We start from the raw sequence: 18,580 nt of genomic DNA, 5'->3' as shown, positions 1-18,580 counted from the left end.
TCCCCTATTTGATCAGACGATATACCCTAAAGAGCGAAGCACATTGTTCATGAAGGATTCAATGAACAAATAGACTTCCTCTCTCTCAGGCTCCTGATAAAGATCATGATAAAGTCTTTTCCATTCTTTATATTGAAAATCAGAAAGTTGCTGATTCACTAACCACTTTTTTGCAGTCGCAATCTCCGTTATCTTGTCTTGCCCCCCAGTATGAACAAGAACCGGTATATCCTGAATGCTTTCTTCATGCGTAATGATAGACTTCATCATCGCTTGCAATTCCCTATACCAAGAAGCGACAACTTGGGAGCTATAATTTCGATCGTTTTGAAATTCTATGTACATCTCATAGTTACGCGTTAATAATTCTATTGTAATATCATGATTTACCTTCATCGAACTTGAAAGTTTTGTCAGTACACCTGAGAACTTGGATGGCTGGTGTTTCATGGAAAGCCATGGAGAACTGAAGATAAATCCTGCACATTCCAACTTTTCTCGCTGCAGAATATGCATGAGAAGTGAAGCTCCCAGCCCATGTCCAAGTACAAATACCGGCAAGCTATCAAGCATTCCGACCTCAATCATCTTTTTCACATGGCTAATATATGATTCAAATGTCTCGTCATGTATTCTTCTGCCATTCTCAGAACCGTGACCGGGCAAATCGCTTGTAACAACATGAAATCCGCCAGTTCTCAGCTTCTGAATTAGCCATGCGTAGCGGAGATGATGCTCATAAGCATTATGGACAATGACAACGAGCGCTTTCGGTTGTCCTTCTGCCTCCCATTTCCACATAGAATCCACCTCCTCTTTATGCAAATGAAAGTTTCATGATATGATAAATTATACACGATTTATAGAAAAGAGGAGACATTCATGATTTATCCATACAATGGAAAGACTCCAAAAATCGATCCAACGGTCTATATAGCGGATTATGTAACAATTACTGGCGACGTTACGATTGGTGCTAACAGTTCCATCTGGTTTAATACGGTTATACGTGGAGACGTTGCGCCAACAGTAATAGGCGAACGTGTCAGCATTCAAGATTTAAGTTGCCTTCACCAAAGTCCAGGAAGGACATTATTGATCGAAGATGACGTGACTGTTGGCCATAAAGCCCTTCTTCATAGTTGCGTCATACGTGAAGGTGCGCTGATCGGAATGGGCGCCATCATTTTGGATGGTGCTGAAATCGGAGAAGGTGCTTTCATCGGAGCCGGAAGCCTTGTACCTCCCGGCAAGAAAATCCCGCCAGGCTGCCTTGCGCTTGGTTCCCCGGCCAAAGTCGTCCGTGAATTGAACGACGATGACCGAGCTGACATGAAGCGAATTATTGAGAGTTACGTTGAAAAAGGCGCTATTTATAAAGGAATGCAAAAATGATATTGGTAAAGGTGTTGCGCTTTGTGCAACACCTTATTTTTTGATAGCGATGAAAACAATGATTCCTGCCGCGATGATAATTGTTAATAAAGCAATTAGGCCCAAAAACCATAGGCTCATCATTATATCATTCCTCCATCCTTACAATTTATTTACTAATTAAACGTATGAAATTTAGTTTAGTTCCTTGATTTTACACCTTTTTTATTATGCTACCCGAACAATGGACCTTGGTAGAGGAAGAATGGACCCATGTCTTGGAAGAATGGACCATGAGAACAGAACAATGGACCCTGTTGCGGAAGAATGGACCTTGAAAGCAGAACAATGGACCCTGTTAAGGAAGAATGGACCTTGAGAGCAGAACAATGGACCCTGTTGCGGAAGAATGGACCTTGAGAGCAGAACAATGGACCCTAACTTGGAAAGATTGGACCTTGACCACTTAACACATGGCCAAGTCTACTTTTCACTCAAAGAGTTCTCCTTCTTAGCCGAAGACTTCTCCTTTCTACTCAAAGAGTTCGCCTTCTTCGACAAAGACTTCTCCTTTCTACTCAAAGAGTTCTCCTTCTTCGACAAAGAGTTCTCCTTTCTACTCAAAGAGTTCTCCTTCTTCGACAAAGACTTCTCCTTTCCACTCAAAGAGTTCTCCTTCTTCGCCGAAGACTTCTCCTTTCCACTCAAAGAGTTCTCCTTCTTCGCCGAAGACTTCTCCTTTCTACTCAAAGAGTTCTCCTTCTTCGACAAAGAGTTCTCCTTTCCACTCAAAGAGTTCTCCTTCTTCGCCAAAGACTTCTCCTTTCTACTCAAAGAGTTCTCCTTCTTCGCCAAAGACTTCTCCTTTCCACTCAAAGAGTTCTCGTTCCACCCCATTTCTTTCACAAAAAAAGACAGGAAGGCTGGATTTCTCCACTCTTCCTGTCTTTTCTATACAATCATCCATCATTAATTAGACAAACCAGCTTTTTCTTGCAATTCCTTAGCCTTATCTGTCATCTCCCATGGGAGTTCTACATCCGTACGACCGAAATGGCCGTACGCTGCTGTTTGCTTATAAATCGGACGGCGAAGGTCAAGCATTTTGATAATGCCTGCAGGGCGTAAATCGAATAGCTCACGCACGATTTCCACAAGCTTGCTTTCCTCTACTTTTCCTGTTCCAAATGTATCAATCGAAATAGAAACCGGCTTCGCTACCCCGATTGCATATGCCAATTGCACTTCACAACGATCCGCAAGCTTAGCTGCAACGATATTCTTTGCTACATAGCGTGCAGCATATGAAGCGGAACGGTCCACTTTCGTAGCATCCTTACCGGAGAATGCTCCACCGCCATGACGCGCATATCCGCCATATGTGTCAACTATGATTTTACGTCCAGTCAATCCAGCATCCCCTTGAGGGCCACCGATTACGAATCGGCCTGAAGGGTTGATGAAGTATTTCGTTTCTTCATCTAATAACTCTGCAGGAACGACTGGCTGAATGACTTGCTCTTTTAAATCTCTTTGAATTTCTTCGAGTGTAACATCAGGCGAATGTTGTGTGGAAATAACAATCGTGTCAATACGGACAGGATTATTATCTTCATCATATTCTACTGTTACTTGTGTTTTTCCGTCCGGACGCAAATAAGGAAGAATATCTTCTTTACGTACTTCGGAAAGTCGACGTGCAAGTTTATGGGATAAACTAATAGGCATTGGCATAAGTTCAGGTGTTTCATTACACGCATAACCGAACATCAATCCTTGGTCACCCGCTCCGATTGCGTCAAGTTCTGCATCTGTCATTGTGCCTTCTCTTGCTTCAAGCGCCTGATCCACGCTTGCTGCGATATCCGGGGATTGCTCGTCAATTGAGGTCAAGACGGATGAAGTTTCCCAGTCAAAGCCGAATTTAGCACGTGTGTATCCGATTTCTTTCACTGTATCCCGAACAACTTTCGGAATGTCAACATAAGTAGTTGTTGTAATCTCACCGATAACAAGAACTAAACCTGTTGTGATTGTCGTTTCACACGCCACGCGTGCATTAGGGTCTTCCTCTAAAATGGCGTCCAAAATAGCATCGGAAATCTGGTCACACATTTTGTCCGGATGTCCTTCAGTTACCGATTCTGAAGTAAACAGTCGGCGATTTGTCATTGTAGTTTCCTCCTTAACAGCTTGCAAATATTGATACGGTACTCTAATTGTCCCAGTAAGTTCAGCGCCTAGAGAGTCGACGTCAACATACACAAGGATTAAGGGCCAGACATATAGAAAATATAAAAAGCCCTTCGCTCACGTAAATATACATGAGGAAAGGCAGTATTTCAAAAGCAGCACCTTTCACTCTTATCGTCCAAGGAATTCAACCTTGCTCCAGGTTTGGCACCTTCTCGCAGGAAAATATGCGCAGGTTGCCGGGCTTCATAGGGCCTGTCCCTCCGCCAGCTCGGGATAAGAGTATCCGTTCATCTAACAATAGTAAGGAAAAGATGTTGTTTTGTCAAATCTTTTTAATCTAACCGCTTGAGTTTTCCATTAGTATAGATTATTATTCTAAATGTGTTATACTATTTACGAAATGTGATGAAACCCGGAAATCGGGATTACATGCAAAGGACGGTACGAACAAAATGATCTCAGCGAAAATTGAAAACGGACTACATGAGTTACTTTCAGGCAATAACGTAAACATCCAGCCCTCAGTGGCAGAGTTAGTTGAAAAAGCAACTGCTCGTGGAGAAGCTAAACTTTCTGCAGATGGAGCACTTACTGCGCAAACTGGAAAGTATACTGGCCGTTCACCTGGAGATAAGTACACAGTCGAAGAAGATTCTTCCAAAGACAAGATTGATTGGGGTAAAGTAAACCAACCGATTTCCAGCGAAGTGTTTGATTCGTTATATACAAAAGTGATTAGCCATTTAAAAAAGAAAGATGAACTTTTCGTTTTTAAAGGCTTTGCAGGAGCTGATAAAAATTCTCAGCTTTCCATTCAAGTTGTGAATGAATTTGCATGGCAAAACCTATTTGTTCATAATCTATTCATCCGACCGACTGAAGAAGAACTAAAGACACATGAAGCACAGTTCACAATTCTTTCAGCTCCATCATTCAAGGCGGATCCCGCAGTCGACGGTACAAAATCGGAGACTTTCATCATTGTATCACTTGAGAAGCGCATTGTCTTAATCGGAGGTACTGAATATGCGGGGGAAATGAAAAAGTCGATTTTCTCTGTCATGAACTATTTGCTTCCTGAGCGCGGAATTCTTCCTATGCACTGTTCAGCAAACGTTGGTGAAGACGGCGATGTTGCCCTATTCTTCGGCCTATCTGGTACAGGTAAAACGACTCTATCCGCTGATGCTAACCGCAAATTGATCGGTGATGATGAGCACGGCTGGTCCGATAACGGTGTATTCAATATTGAAGGCGGATGCTATGCAAAATGCATCAACTTGTCTCAAGAAAAAGAACCAGAAATTTTTGGTGCAATCCAATTCGGTTCAGTTCTTGAAAACGTTGTTCTTGACCCGGATACACGTATTCCGGATTATGACGATAATTCATTGACTGAAAATACACGTGCAGCTTATCCAATTCAAAATATCGAAAATATCGTAACTCCGTCCGTTGCGGGACATCCGAAAGCAATCGTGTTCTTGACTGCGGATGCATTTGGCGTGTTACCTCCAATTTCGAAATTGACGAAAGAACAAGCAATGTATCATTTCCTAAGCGGTTTCACATCGAAGCTTGCAGGAACTGAGCGTGGCATTACTGCACCAGAAGCTACTTTCTCAACATGCTTCGGTTCTCCTTTCTTACCACTTCCAGCGACTGTATATGCTGAAATGCTTGGTAAGAAAATCGATGAGCACGATGCACAAGTATTCCTTGTAAATACTGGTTGGACTGGTGGCGTTTACGGTGTTGGTAAACGAATGGAATTGAAACATACACGTACAATGGTTCGTGCTGCAATTGCGGGCGAATTGAATAATGTTGAATTTGAAGAGAATGCAATTTTTGGCCTTGCTATGCCGAAAGCAATTGAAGGTGTTCCAAGCGAAGTATTGAACCCGCGTAATGCTTGGAACAATGCGAACGAATACGACGAAAAAGCAAAAGAATTGGCTGACTTATTCCGTGAAAACTTCAAGAAATTCGGTCATGTTTCTGAAGAAATCACATTAAAAGGCGGACCGATTGCTTAATAAAAAACGTTCTATCAGTATCATACATGCCAAGAAAAACTATCCGTTTTTCTTGGCATGTTTTTTTATTTCACAGAAGTATGGAATCGTCCATAAATGATTGAATGTGAATAGGAAATCAATTCATTCACATAATACATAGTGATCCATGATTTAATGGAAAACATGATGAAATGTGGGAAGAAAGAATGGGCATTTTAAGCGGAAATCCTAAAAACGAGCCAATGCATTATGGTGAAGTAATTGGTTGTTGGGCATATTCGGGAGCAAATAAAGGATTGATCAGTGGTTATGAGGCATTCATCAATCATGCAGGCGATGGGGATTTGATTGATTTACTAAAGGAAGCCATTGAAATGATGAAAGCCGAGAATAAAGCTGTGGACAAGTTGTTAAAGGATAATGGAGTGACTCCTCCTCCATCATTGCCTGAACGTGCCAAGGCGAATGCAGAAGAGATTCCCGTAGGTGCACGATTTATGGATCCTGAAATAAGTGGTGCGGTCTCCATTAACGTAGGGCAAGGACTTGTTTCCTGCAGTCAGGTCCTTGGTCAATGCTTACGTGAAGATATCGCGATGATGTTCGCCAAATTCCATGCGGATCGTCTTCTATTCGGTGCGAAATTATTGGAGCTTAATAAGAAAAAAGGATGGATCATCCCTCCTCCCCTCAACGTGCATTCCAAATAACAAGGAAGAAGCAGCTGAATTAATATTCAGCTGCTTTACTTTATCTTCGATCATAGAAACGCATTTGAGCTATTGCTGCTACAAATTCCTCGCCAAAGTTTGGATTACCTGAAGCAAACACAACACCTGCTAAATTATTCTGTTCAGATCCTTGTAAAAATGACTGTCCACTCGCTGCGACACCAATCGGTTTATAGTGCTTATATGCTACATGTATGAATTCAGTCATATCGGAATTGAATTTCGCTTCGTTCTTTGATTGACCACCGACAATATAAAGAGAGTCAAGTAGGTAAGGGCTTGTCGTTAAGAAAGTTTCATCGACCTTAAGCTTTGTACCATCATTACCTGTCACAGTGCCAAGCATCTCGCTCACAATAACGACCCATACGCCGTACTTTTCCAATTCCTGAATCGTGTTTGTCACTTCTTTACCATCAAACCCATTACCGATCAACACGCCAACTTTCATTGAATACGCGTACTTAGGTGTACTTGCCTGGCTTAAGGAAGGATATTTTGTTGACACAGGCACATTATTACCGTTAGGTCGATTGACGCCGACATTATCCGCAACGATATTCGCCATTTCCTTATCGACATTCACTAATATATCAACACTTTGCTGTCTGACTGAGTCACTTTGCACACTTCCAATTTGATAGCTAAGCGCCTCGATCGTATGTTGCTTTTCAATTGGTGACAAACTATTCCAGAAAATTCTTGGTTGAGTGAAGTAGTCATAGAATTTATCAGGACGCTCTGCCGTAATATGCCCTTCCACTTTCTTTGGATAATGCTCGTATCCTCCCTGTTCCGGTGGAGTAGTATATGGCGTATTATCCTCAATTGAATTTCTATGATAATTCGTCTGGTCAATATCAATCCGATGTCTCATATACCCTTTACGATCATTATTATGGAAAGGACAAATTGGCCGGTTGACCGGCAATTCTTCATAGTTTTTGCTTCCTAAACGATGGTACTGGGCCGAACGGTAAGCAATTAGCCTTCCCTGCAAGACAGGGTCATTTGAAAAATCTATTCCAGGGACGACGTTCGCCGGATTGAATGCAACCTGTTCAAGTTCAGCAAATTCATTGTCAACATTGCGGTTCAACGTCATTTTACCAATTATCTGTACAGGAATGAGCTCCTCAGGCCAAAATTTAGTAGCATCAAGTATATCAAAATCAAACTTGTGTTCATCTTCCATAGAAATAAGCTGGACACCTAATTCATATTCGGCAAATGCTCCACGGTTAATCGCCTCTCTAAGATCCCGTCTATGGAAATCAGGATCGATGCCTCCAATTTTCTGTGCTTCGTCCATTAACAACGAATGAGATCCAAGAACCGGCTTCCAAACAAATCTAACAAATGTTGCAACATCTTGTTCATTCACAAACAGATACGTATTGACTGACCACGACTCCATCATTCGATAACTTCTGAGAATCCCCCGATCGGACATGACCCATAATGTCATATGAAGTGCATCTGGATTATTTGCAACATAATCCCAAAAGTTGTCGTGTGCCCCTGAAGCCTGTGGCATACCGGTTCGTGGTTCTGGTTGATAAGCTCGTATGAGATCCGGGAACTTCATTGGATCTTGGTTGATCAATACAGGGAACGAGATCATCGTCATATCGTAATTTCCTTCTTCTGTATAAAACTTGACACCAAGGCAACGCAAATCTCTTGCTGTGTCTTTAGAGCCCCTGCTACCTTGCACAGTCGAGAACCGGACAACTAAAGGAGTCTTCTTTCCTGCTTCTTGTAGAAATCCTGCTTTGGTGAACTGTTTCATCGACTGGTAACATTCGAATTCACCATATGCTCCATACCCTCTTGCATGAACTCTTCTTTCAGGTATCCTCTCGCGCACGAAAGATGTCATCTTTTCAAAATAATGAATATCCTGTAACAACCCTGGTCCTCGCTTGCCTGCAGTTAAGATCCTATCATCATTTGAGATTTTTCTACCTGAATTCGACGTCATCGGATTACCGGCGTTCAGAACACGAAACTCATCAAGTTGTTCTTGCTTCGGATTCTGATTTTGATTCCTATTCTGATTCAACTTATCGCTTTCATTAATATTCAACTTCTATCCACTCACCTTTCCTGCTTTAGGTATTCCCCCACTATATATATGAGGGGCCGAATAGAGAAGTTACCCTTAACGATAAAAATCCCCTACAGAGAAGTTCTCTGTAGGGGATTTTTAGTTATTGTTCTTTCATCCAATTGCATAAGTCTCGGACAATTTGTGCATTATGCAATGCTGGAAAATAATGTGTATACTCAGGAAAATACCAGGTTTTATATGACTTATTATGTTCCCTTAAGGCATCTTCCAATAATATAGCCTGTTCGAATGAAACATTATCATCCTTCATGCCGTGAATGATCAACACCGGAGCATCTATTTCATCTACTCTGAACAACGCAGTACGCTCACGATATGCGTCCGGCATGCTATTAGGAGTCCCACCTATGACTCGCTTCATCATCCGACGCATATCTTTTCGTTCATTGTATGTAAATACGACATCCGAAACCCCAGCCCATGTAACGACTGATGTAATATCCTCCCTTAAGATGGCTGTCCATAACGCCATGATTCCGCCTCGGGAAAAGGCATAGAGATGAATTCTTTCCTTATTTACACAAGTGCTCTGCTTTAACACTTCGACGGCATTTACCGCGTCTTGCCTGTCGTCTCCAGCAAACTCATCCCGCCCTTCCCCACCTCTGTTTCCGCGGTAGTAGGGTGCAAACACAACAAAGCCTTGAGAAGCGAACTGTGCAATTCGGGAGGGTCGCACCATTCCGACATGTTGAATGCCGCCTCGTAAATAAATGATACCTTCATACTTCCCTTCAACAACAGGTTCAGCAAGCATTCCTTTTACTCTGAAACCGTCAGACCAATACGTAATTTCTTCGAGGCGGATGTTTGGATTTGGGGAAGGATAATCTCTTCTATGTAAAATAGTACCGTTACTGTACATACGTTTCCACCCACTTACGAATTTCAACCATACCGGCATCCTTCATATGAAAACTTAACTCCTCACAGTTATCTAATTCCTTATCATTCATCCATAATGCGCCTTCCGTTTCATATAACGTCGGATTTTCATCGATCATCGCAACTTTTCCTGTATAGACCGCTTTACAGAACGTCACGTTACTCATAACGACATATTCAGCAAATTTCACTAAATCGGTAATCGTGACACCTGTCTCTTCAATCGTTTCCCGGATTGCGGCTTCTTCGATAGACTCCCCTACCTCAGCCTTGCCGCCCGGAAACTCTATACCACGGATCGAATGGCGGGTTAGCAGCCATTTGCCATTATGCTTTAATACAACGAGCACATGTCGAGCTTCCATGCCAAATCGGTTTTCTCCGAAAGTCAGCTCAACATGTGCGCCTTGTAAGTCCTTAAATGTAGTAGTTATATGACTTCACGTCCTTTCAGTCAACTGGATGGCTGGACGGGTGCCGATGTAATCTTCGGATTGCCCTTTGTAAAGTAAGGCAATTTCTCTATGAACTTCTTCGTCTCATCATCCGTAAATTCATGAATCAATGCATATAATTTCATCGTTCTGCGGTCAATGTCATGGTTATCCCGATCATAATGATACGGTAAAAACGGCCGCGAATGGCCTCGAAGGAAATTACTAAACTCCAAGCGCCCTATTTGTGTAAATAACTGATTGAAAACAGGGAGAAACTCTCGACTCATTTCAACTTCATATTCCCAAGGCGAATCATGCTTATGCGAGTAAATTTGTTGATTTGCAATTGATACGTACATCCTTACTTTATCATTATCCATGTGAATGTCCCACCTTTTTTTATTAGTATGGTTCACTCTCATCAAACAATGCATGTACATCAAAACAAAGCACGAACTCCTTAGGAATCCGTGCCTGATCGATCATTTATTAGACTCACCAAGGAATGCATTCAACATCCATTGATGCTTTTCGATACTTTGATAGGTTGCATTTAAGAGATCTTCTGTCATATCATCGCCGTCTTGAGAAGCGACATCCATGCCTTTCTTCAGCGACTTCATGATTTTACCGAAGTCGTCGGCAATCGTCTTCACCATCTCCTCGGCTTCTTCATTGCCTGTCGCTTCATTCACGACGGACTGCTCCAAGTGCTCCTTCAAAGTCGCTGTCGGATTGCCTCCAAGTGTTAAAATCCTTTCGGCAATTTCATCCATGTGAGCCGTTGCTTCATTGTAAAGCTCTTCAAATTTTTCATGGAGCGTGAAAAATTGTTTCCCTTTTACATACCAATGATAATTATGCAATTTTGCATACATGACCGACCATGTAGAAACTTGTACATTCAGTTCTTCTATTAATTCCTTAGACATACAAAAACCTCATTTCATTTATAATGCTTCTCTCTGTTAATTTACCACCGAAACAAATAAACTAAACATATATGCAAATAGAGGAGTCTTTACTATGAAAACAATATTGATCGGCCTGATTAAACTATATCAAAAAGTTATCTCTCCGCTTACTCCACCTACCTGCCGTTTTTATCCTACTTGTTCCCATTATGGCGTTGAAGCAATACAAAAGCACGGAGCTTTGAAAGGGGCTTGGCTTGCAGTATGTAGAATTTCAAAATGCCATCCATTTCATGAAGGTGGGTTTGACCCTGTACCCGAAAAGGTTAATAAAGAGAAATGACTTGTTCTTGCTAAATTCTCATTCATCTTGTATTATAAGAAAGCATTGTAAATCGGAACGATTACTATTAAAGACGGAGGAATTTGAATTATGAATAAGAAGTTTCTCGTTCCCCTTATGGTTATTATTACACTATTGGTTAGTGCATGCGGGAACAAGGAAAACGGTGATAAAGGCACAAAAGAAACGACTACCGGAAACACATTATCCGTGTATACGACCGTCTATCCATTACAATATTTTACAGAGCGAATTGGCGGAGAGTTTGTGGAAGTTCACTCCATATACCCTCTTGGAGCCGATGAACATTCATTCGACCCTACACAAAAAGATATGATAGCTCTCTCAGACGCAGATTTGTTTTTTTACATAGGGCTTGGTTTGGAAGGTTTTGTTGAGAATGCTCAAAAGACACTAAAGGGTGAGCATGTTGAATTGGTAGCTACAGGCGCTGCACTATCTGATGACCAATTAACAGAAGGGCAGCATGATGAAGAGGAAGAACATGAACACGATGAACATAGTCATGGTCAATTCGATCCCCATGTTTGGATTTCTCCTAAACTAAGTATTGAATTGGCAGCAACAATTAAAGATTCACTCATAGCAAAAATGCCGGAACAAGAAGAATACTTCAGCAAGAATTTCAGTCTATTGGAAGACGATTTAATGGAACTTGATGAACGTTTCAAGGAAATGTCCGCTGACGCAAAAACAAAAACCTTTTTCGTCTCCCATGCTGCGTTCGGCTATATCGCCAATGAATATGGGTTGACACAAGTAGCGATAGCTGGATTGAATTCACAAAGCGAGCCTTCTCAAAAACAACTTACACAAATTGTTGAGCAAGCGAAAAAAGAAAAGGTTCATTATATTTTATTCGAGCAAAATGTATCATCCAAACTGACTGAAGTCGTCAGAAAGGAAATCGGTGCCGAATCATTAACACTTCATAATTTAGGCGTTCTTACACAAGAAGATGTAAAGAACAACGAGACGTATTTCACGTTAATGGAACGTAATTTACGGTTACTTGAGCAAGCACTTTCCGGAAAATAATGAAAATGCCACCATCGCAGGTAAACGTTGGTGGCATTTTTGATTTAGTTCAAAGCTGCCCATTCTTTCAATTCCCGTCGTAATAATTTATTCGATGCATTTCGTGGTAATTCATCTACAAAATAATAAGCCTTAGGAATCTTATATGGTGCAAGCGACTCTCTACAGTGAATTTCTAATTCCTCCTGAGATATATCCTCGTTTGAAACTATAAAAGCGACTGGCACACTGCCCCATTCCGGATGGCTTTGTCCACACACACCAGCTTCCTTCACCTTTGGATGGCTGAGCAAAACATTTTCCACTTCAGCCGGATAAATATTCTCTCCACCTGAAATGATTAAATCCGAACGCCTATCCACGATGAATAAATACCCTTCCTCGTCAAAATATCCGATATCACCAGTCGGCAACCAACCATCTTCTAATGGCTCCTTGTTCACAGCATGACCGATGTAACCTAAGGTTACATGGGGTCCTGCGATTAGAACCTCACCTAACTCATTAGGTTGTTCAGTATCTCTAATTTTTATCTGGTTAAAAAAGAGTGGTTTACCTGCAGATCCGGATTTACGCAAAGCGTCTTCCGACGATAATGTAGCTGTCTGCGAACTTGTTTCAGTCATTCCGTATGTTTGTAATACGGGCAACTTTCGACTTTCTGCTCTTTTAAGGAAATCGTCCGGCACAGGTCCGCCCCCGGCTAACATTGTCCGAAAAGCAGGGTGGGCTACAGTTTCGGTTTTTTCGAATTCTTCAAGGATGCGCTGCAAACTTGTCGCGACTACTGACATTCTTGTAACCGTACCATTCCTGATCTCATCGACGATTGGTTTCGTATCGAATTTTTCGTATAGCCTAACTTCCATACCATAAATGACCGATCTCACAAGAATGGAAAAACCGCTAATATGGAATAACGGCATTGTACAAAGCCAGCTATCATCATCTGTCAAACCTAAATTTAAAACGGAAGAAAGCGCGCTTGATGTATGGTTGCCTGCAGTCTGACGAACACCTTTTGGAAAACCTGTTGTCCCAGACGTATACATAATCGTAATTGTTCGCGATTCATCCCACATTTTTGAAACACTGAAATCACGTTGCCCGCTCGACTGAAGGGACGAAAACGTAATCATTGGGACATCTTTAAGACCGGCTTGGAGTAATAATCCATCCTCAACGATCAAGAGGGACGCATTCGCATCGCCAAATTGCCACAATATCTCTTTTGTGGACAATCTGCTATTCAGCATGACAATTTCAAGTCCAGCTAATAAGCAGCCATGAATGACAAACACCATTTCCGGATTGGATGGCCCTAATAAGGCGATTCGATCCCCTTCTTCCAACCCATTCATCCTTAATTTCCTTGCGATTAAATCAGCTTCTTCTTTCAACTCTTGGAATGTCCATCGTTCATCACCGAATGAAAGAGCTGTTCGATTCGGTGTCAGTTTAGACCTTTTCAACAACCAATTGGGTATCAAATCTTTTCACCTCAACAGAAAAGCTGCCCATTTAAAGGCAGCTTTAAAATTTTCATCCCATTTTGAAACAAAAGATCAAGGGAATCTTGGGAATTGGCCAAAGTCAGGTTTACGCTTCTCTTTGAATGCGTCTCTTCCTTCTTTCGCTTCCTCCGTTGTATAGTATAGTAATGTTGCATCCCCTGCCATTTGTTGAAGACCGGCAAGACCGTCAGTATCCGCATTCATGGCGGCTTTGATGAAGCGCAATGCTGTAGGGCTCATTGCAAGCATCTCTTCACACCATTGTACTGTCTCGTCTTCCAATTGCTCATACGGTACAACTGTGTTAACAAGGCCCATATCCAAAGCTTGCTGAGCATCATATTGGCGGCATAGGTACCAAATTTCCCTTGCTTTCTTATGACCGATGATGCGAGCAAGGTATCCTGAGCCATATCCAGCGTCAAATGAACCAACTTTCGGTCCAGTTTGTCCAAAACGTGCATTGTCAGCAGCAATCGTTAGATCACAAACGACGTGTAATACATGTCCGCCACCAATTGCGTATCCAGCAACCATTGCAACAACTGGTTTCGGAATAACACGGATTAGTCTTTGAAGATCCAATACATTCAAACGTGGAATTTCGTCGTCACCAACGTATCCTCCATGACCTCTGACAGATTGGTCCCCACCAGAGCAGAAAGCCTTCTCCCCTTCACCCGTTAAGATGATGACTCCGATACTATCATCATCACGAGCACGTGAAAAAGCATCAATCATTTCCATTACAGTTTTCGGACGGAACGCATTGCGTACTTCTGGACGGTTGATCGTCACCTTTGCAATCCCGTTATACTTTTCGTATTTAATATCTTCATATGTACGGATTGTTTCCCATTGACGTGTCATTTTCTTCCTCCTTCAATTGATGTAAATAGTCCTTAATCATTGTAGCAAAGATACGGGGATTTTCCACGTGAATTGCATGCCCAACGTTGGGAACGACAGAATGTCGACATTTTTCTACAAGGTTCTTCATTTCCCGGGCAATCCCGACAAATTTCGAGTCAAGTTCTCCGGTTATAAGGTAAACTGGTTCTTTCAACTTCTGAAGAGAATCCCAATATGATTTTTGACTGCCAGTACCAATCCCTAATAGGCTATTTGCAAGGCCTATCGCACTTTGCTGAAGTCGTTCAGTCCTAACCTCTTCCCGCTTCTTCTCCGGAAGACTTTTTTGAGATTCGAATAGAGGGATGTTCTCCCATTTGTCGACAAAAGAGGGAATCCCATTTTCAATGATCTTCTTTGCAAGCAATGCATCCGCTATTCTCCGTTGTTCCCTTTCAACCTGTTCCTTCAAACCTGGTGATGCACTTTCAAGAATTAGGGCACGCACGCGTTCAGGATACTTTATCGTATACCCTAATGCGATTCGCCCTCCCATTGAATAGCCTACCAAGTAAAAAGATTGGATCGAAAGCTCATCGATCAATTCATTTAGATCCTCAATCTGTTCCTCCATTGAGTATCGTTCCGGATTTTCAGGAATGGTAGTTTTTCCATGCCCAGTTAAGTCGATAGCGATAGTCTTGTAACTTCCTTTGAACTGTTCCAGGACTTCACGCCACGTCGCTGTAGACCCTGTAAAACCATGAAGGAAAATGATTGTTGGAAGATGCGGCTCTCCTTCCATTTCGACATGAATGGAGAGTCCTCGGATTTGAATGCTGCGCACATCATTCATTTCCATTTCCATCAAGCCTTTCAACTACTTCAGCCCAATAAGCACGATGGGCAGTGACATTAATGGGTCTGTTTGTAAATACTTCGATGATCCTGATTGGCTTCGTTTTATCCTTTTGGAGTTCCTCTTTGAACTCTTCAGCGGAATGTACTGCAGCATATTGTGCATCATACATCGCTCCGATATGCTCAAAAGTCAATCCCGTCGGTGTACCGAATAATTCTTCGAAGTGATTCTGGATAGTCGACTGTGGTAAATACGAGAAAATACCGCCTCCATCATTATTAATTAAGATGATCGTCAAACTTGTCTCGTGGAATCTCGATACAATCAAACCATTCACATCATGTAAAAATGAAAGGTCCCCGATCAATAGATAAGTTGGCCTTTTCCGTGCTGCCTCTATACCGAATGCAGTAGATACGACTCCATCGATACCGTTTGTCCCTCTGTTTGAAAATATCGCAATATCCTTATTCGTCTTACTCAAGAACGTGTCCACATCACGGATCGGCATGCTGCTACCGCAGAATAAATCGCTGCCGTCAGGAATCATTTGGAATAACGTCTTAACAATTATTCCTTCATCCCCCTGTTGCCCTTCATATTGAAGTGTCGCTGTTTCGGCAATGTCATTTGCTGTCGACCACATTGCGGTATACCCATTCGGTTCACTTTGGTTCGGTATATCAAATACTGATTCAGGTGAAGCTTGTAAATGATGTGTGACAACACCAAGTGAATCCCGGAATTCGGGTGCTTCGTCAACTGCAATGAAGACAGTTGGACGAACTTTTTTCAGGAACAAGGACAAAGGTTTGGAGACAGGCTGAGGACCAAACCGGATAACGGTATCCGGAACAGCACCCTCTGCGAACTTCTCACTTTTTAGTATTGCATCATAATGAGCTATGCATAAATTGCTGTATTCTTCAGGGACTTCGGATCGTAAATTGGATAATGGATCACAAAGTACGGGCCATTGTATTTTATTCGCAAATTCCCAAAATCGCTTCTTGTCAAATCCGACAGGCAATTCACCTGCTATGATAAGTCCGTTCTTTGTATTTTCAAAAAGAGTTTGAAACGACTGTTTTTGTTCAGTCGAAAGCTCAATCTCTCCTAACACTCTTTCAATAAATGTGGACTTTCGCACTTTCATATCGAAGTCGATTAGTAAAGGTTCCCTTAGTGGGATATTCAAATGTATGGGTCCCATCGGTTTTGTCATTGCAATTGAAACCGCACGATTGACATGTCGCTCAAGGAACCAATCCAGTTCCTCATTATCTTCCGCCAATGGTAGGTCCACACTGAACTTTACATGCTTTCCATACATATTCAATTGGTCAATCGCTTGCGGAGCTCCAACGCCCCGTAATTCATGAGGACGGTCAGCAGTCAGTACAATCAAAGGCACTCGTGCATAATACGCTTCTGTTATTGCAGGATGATAATTGGATGCTGCAGTTCCGGAAGTGCATAAAAGTGCAACCGGGCTCCCGGTAGCCTTCGCAAGACCTAATGCAAAATAACCGGCTGATCTTTCATCCACCTGCATAAATGTCTGCATTTCATCTGAAGCCGCAAAAGCGTATGCGAGCGGAGTGGAACGCGAACCCGGGCTAATTACCGCTGCCTTCACTCCAGCTTTTAATAAAGTATCTGTCATTCGTAAAACATGATTCGTTAATACTGTCCGGTCATCCATTAAGCTTTCCTCCAAGCGCTCTTAAAACAGGTCTAAACTTCACCCAAGTCTCTTCGTATTCCTCCGCGGGATTGGAATCTGCCACAATTCCACCTCCTGCATACAAATAGGCATGGTCTCCTTTTATCAATGAAGAACGGATGGCAACAGCGAATTCCCCATTGTTTGCAGAATCAGTCCAGCCAATCGGGGCGGCATAAAACCCACGATCCATTCCTTCTTCTTCCCCGATAATATTTAACGCAATTTCTGTCGGAACCCCTCCAAGTGCAGGTGTTGGATGCAAAGCTTCGACGAAAGAAAAGATATCAACTTCCTGTCCAAGCTTTCCTTCAACAGGAGTGAAGAGATGCTGGATATCCCTGATCTTCATCAATTTAGGGGACTTAGGGATTCGTACCTCATTGCAATACGATTCAAATATACCTGAAATCATTCCGACAACATATTGGTGTTCTTCACGATTTTTCCGATCACCTAAAAGCTCTTCTCCAAACATCCGATCTTCAGCAGCCGTTTTTCCACGTCTAATTGAACCAGCAACACATGCGGAATAGGCTTTGCCATCACGGATTTCGATTAAACGTTCCGGTGTTGCACCAAAAAAGAGTGAATTTCCCTTTGTAAGCCCAAAATGATAACTCTCTTGCTGTTCGTTCGTTATGGAATGCAGAACACTGACATCATTTATTTCATGTTCAAATTTCAGCTCCAAAGCACGTGCCATTACAACTTTATCCGCTTTGCCATTTCTGATGGAGTTTGTTACATTTTGAACTGCATTCAGATAATGATCTTTGTTTCGCTCATACGTCGATTCAATTGCATTCGTGTCTGTAAAATCGAATTCCTCGACTTGAGCAAGATGGATGAGATGGTCCCTTTCCTCACGCAACCGTTCAAAGTCTTCAGCCGCTTCCTTTTTGTCTGTAATCATATTGATGGAAATGAAAGTTCTGCCGCCCTCTATTTTCATTTGAAAAGAAGGAACGACAAAAAAAGCTGATGGATACTCGTCCCATTCGGAATTCCTACGGTTTTCTTCATCGAAAGAAAAACCTCCAAACAAAATCGGGTCAACATCTTTTTCTTCTTTTATCAATACAGAGCATAATTGCTTCCACTTCTGCGATATATCCATATAGCGATTGGCTATCTCTTGGTTCGATAAAGTGTAAGCATGTCCAATCCCAACAAGTGTCAATGTTTTATCTGAGTTCTGCCAATAGAAGCGTTCATTCTTATAAAGAGACACGCCTGCTTCAAAAAATGACAATGCGGATAACCGCCCCACTTCAACAGTCTCCGTAAAAAAACGGGTGGCGGGAGATATCGTCACCTCCTGGTTTTTCTGCATATCTGTTATTTTATGATTCATCATATTCTCTCCTTCATGTTCAATCAACTGCATCCCAACATCCGAACCTGTTTATTATATGAAGAAAAATTTCTTACTTCTATTATACCGAAATTACCCCGTTCTCGCATAGATAATGCAAAGGGGATACCTCTTTAATGCATTTTGGAGTACAATGGATAACGGAAACAATAGG

The 18,580-nt window shown here is 42.0% G+C and carries 18 protein-coding genes and 1 riboswitch; of the genes, 6 read left to right on the top strand and 12 right to left on the bottom strand.

Annotation, left to right across the window (positions count from 1 at the left end):
• Window positions 1-12: 12 nt before the first annotated feature.
• Entirely contained in the window at window positions 13-801 is a 789-nt protein-coding gene (locus tag NSQ43_RS08335; RefSeq protein ID WP_339254666.1) for an alpha/beta hydrolase, read from the bottom strand.
• Between the two features lie 81 nt (window positions 802-882).
• Between NSQ43_RS08335 and NSQ43_RS08330 the strand changes: the two genes are divergently transcribed.
• On the top strand, window positions 883-1,395 hold the full coding sequence (locus tag NSQ43_RS08330; RefSeq protein WP_339254664.1) for a gamma carbonic anhydrase family protein: 513 nt from the start codon (window positions 883-885) through the stop codon (window positions 1,393-1,395).
• A 409-nt stretch (window positions 1,396-1,804) separates the two neighbouring features.
• Window positions 1,805-2,347, top strand: coding sequence for a hypothetical protein (locus tag NSQ43_RS08325; protein WP_339254662.1), 543 nt, complete (start codon window positions 1,805-1,807; stop codon window positions 2,345-2,347).
• Here NSQ43_RS08325 and metK read toward each other — a convergent pair.
• Window positions 2,344-3,546: a methionine adenosyltransferase gene (metK, locus tag NSQ43_RS08320; protein ID WP_339254660.1), complete on the bottom strand. Its 1,203-nt coding sequence runs from the start codon at window positions 3,544-3,546 to the stop codon at window positions 2,344-2,346. The two genes, NSQ43_RS08325 and metK, sit on opposite strands and share 4 nt — an antisense overlap.
• Before the next feature lie 189 nt (window positions 3,547-3,735).
• Window positions 3,736-3,850, bottom strand: a riboswitch (SAM riboswitch).
• A gap of 172 nt (window positions 3,851-4,022) precedes the next feature.
• Here metK and pckA point away from each other — a divergent pair.
• Window positions 4,023-5,609 carry a phosphoenolpyruvate carboxykinase (ATP) gene (gene pckA / locus NSQ43_RS08315; protein ID WP_339254658.1) on the top strand — a complete coding sequence of 529 codons (1,587 nt, stop codon included), beginning with the start codon at window positions 4,023-4,025 and terminating at the stop codon, window positions 5,607-5,609.
• Window positions 5,610-5,797: 188 nt separating this feature from the next.
• Entirely contained in the window at window positions 5,798-6,301 is a 504-nt protein-coding gene (locus NSQ43_RS08310) for a DUF3231 family protein (RefSeq protein ID WP_339254657.1), read from the top strand.
• Between the two features lie 40 nt (window positions 6,302-6,341).
• On the opposite strand, the gene NSQ43_RS08305 is transcribed toward NSQ43_RS08310, so the two are convergent.
• From NSQ43_RS08305 to NSQ43_RS08285, 5 genes are all read right to left on the bottom strand, one after another.
• The gene (locus NSQ43_RS08305) at window positions 6,342-8,411 is read right to left on the bottom strand and encodes a catalase (protein WP_339254655.1); all 2,070 of its coding nucleotides are present in this window, start codon (window positions 8,409-8,411) and stop codon (window positions 6,342-6,344) included.
• Window positions 8,412-8,535: 124 nt separating this feature from the next.
• Complete coding sequence (locus NSQ43_RS08300; RefSeq protein ID WP_339254653.1) at window positions 8,536-9,321, bottom strand: prolyl oligopeptidase family serine peptidase; 786 nt, start codon at window positions 9,319-9,321, stop codon at window positions 8,536-8,538.
• On the bottom strand, window positions 9,311-9,691 hold the full coding sequence (locus NSQ43_RS08295; protein ID WP_339254651.1) for an NUDIX domain-containing protein: 381 nt from the start codon (window positions 9,689-9,691) through the stop codon (window positions 9,311-9,313). Before NSQ43_RS08295 ends, NSQ43_RS08300 begins: the two co-directional genes overlap by 11 nt.
• A 104-nt stretch (window positions 9,692-9,795) precedes the next feature.
• Window positions 9,796-10,158: a transposase gene (locus tag NSQ43_RS08290; protein WP_339254649.1), complete on the bottom strand. Its 363-nt coding sequence runs from the start codon at window positions 10,156-10,158 to the stop codon at window positions 9,796-9,798.
• Between the two features lie 102 nt (window positions 10,159-10,260).
• Window positions 10,261-10,710: a Dps family protein gene (locus NSQ43_RS08285; RefSeq protein WP_339254647.1), complete on the bottom strand. Its 450-nt coding sequence runs from the start codon at window positions 10,708-10,710 to the stop codon at window positions 10,261-10,263.
• 94 nt (window positions 10,711-10,804) lie between these two features.
• Between NSQ43_RS08285 and yidD the strand changes: the two genes are divergently transcribed.
• Window positions 10,805-11,035 (top strand): membrane protein insertion efficiency factor YidD, encoded by a 231-nt coding sequence (gene yidD, locus NSQ43_RS08280; RefSeq protein ID WP_339254645.1) that lies wholly within the window; start codon window positions 10,805-10,807, stop codon window positions 11,033-11,035.
• A 90-nt stretch (window positions 11,036-11,125) separates the two neighbouring features.
• Entirely contained in the window at window positions 11,126-12,094 is a 969-nt protein-coding gene (locus NSQ43_RS08275; RefSeq protein ID WP_339254643.1) for a zinc ABC transporter substrate-binding protein, read from the top strand.
• 44 nt (window positions 12,095-12,138) lie between these two features.
• Here the strand turns inward: NSQ43_RS08275 and NSQ43_RS08270 are convergent, their stop codons facing one another.
• From NSQ43_RS08270 to NSQ43_RS08250, 5 genes are all read right to left on the bottom strand, one after another.
• Entirely contained in the window at window positions 12,139-13,584 is a 1,446-nt protein-coding gene (locus NSQ43_RS08270) for an o-succinylbenzoate--CoA ligase (RefSeq protein WP_339254641.1), read from the bottom strand.
• A 75-nt stretch (window positions 13,585-13,659) separates the two neighbouring features.
• Entirely contained in the window at window positions 13,660-14,478 is an 819-nt protein-coding gene (gene menB, locus NSQ43_RS08265) for a 1,4-dihydroxy-2-naphthoyl-CoA synthase (RefSeq protein WP_339254639.1), read from the bottom strand.
• Window positions 14,444-15,328 carry a 2-succinyl-6-hydroxy-2,4-cyclohexadiene-1-carboxylate synthase gene (gene menH, locus NSQ43_RS08260; protein ID WP_339254841.1) on the bottom strand — a complete coding sequence of 295 codons (885 nt, stop codon included), beginning with the start codon at window positions 15,326-15,328 and terminating at the stop codon, window positions 14,444-14,446. The genes menB and menH overlap by 35 nt, the downstream gene beginning before the upstream one ends.
• Window positions 15,309-17,027, bottom strand: coding sequence for a 2-succinyl-5-enolpyruvyl-6-hydroxy-3-cyclohexene-1-carboxylic-acid synthase (gene menD / locus NSQ43_RS08255; protein ID WP_339254637.1), 1,719 nt, complete (start codon window positions 17,025-17,027; stop codon window positions 15,309-15,311). Before menD ends, menH begins: the two co-directional genes overlap by 20 nt.
• The gene (locus NSQ43_RS08250; protein WP_339254635.1) at window positions 17,020-18,405 is read right to left on the bottom strand and encodes an isochorismate synthase; all 1,386 of its coding nucleotides are present in this window, start codon (window positions 18,403-18,405) and stop codon (window positions 17,020-17,022) included. Before NSQ43_RS08250 ends, menD begins: the two co-directional genes overlap by 8 nt.
• Window positions 18,406-18,580 lie beyond the last annotated feature (175 nt).

The organism is Sporosarcina sp. FSL W8-0480 (genome assembly GCF_037963765.1).
Lineage (GTDB): Bacteria > Bacillota > Bacilli > Bacillales_A > Planococcaceae > Sporosarcina.
This window is presented reverse-complemented; position numbering and strand designations above follow the sequence as displayed.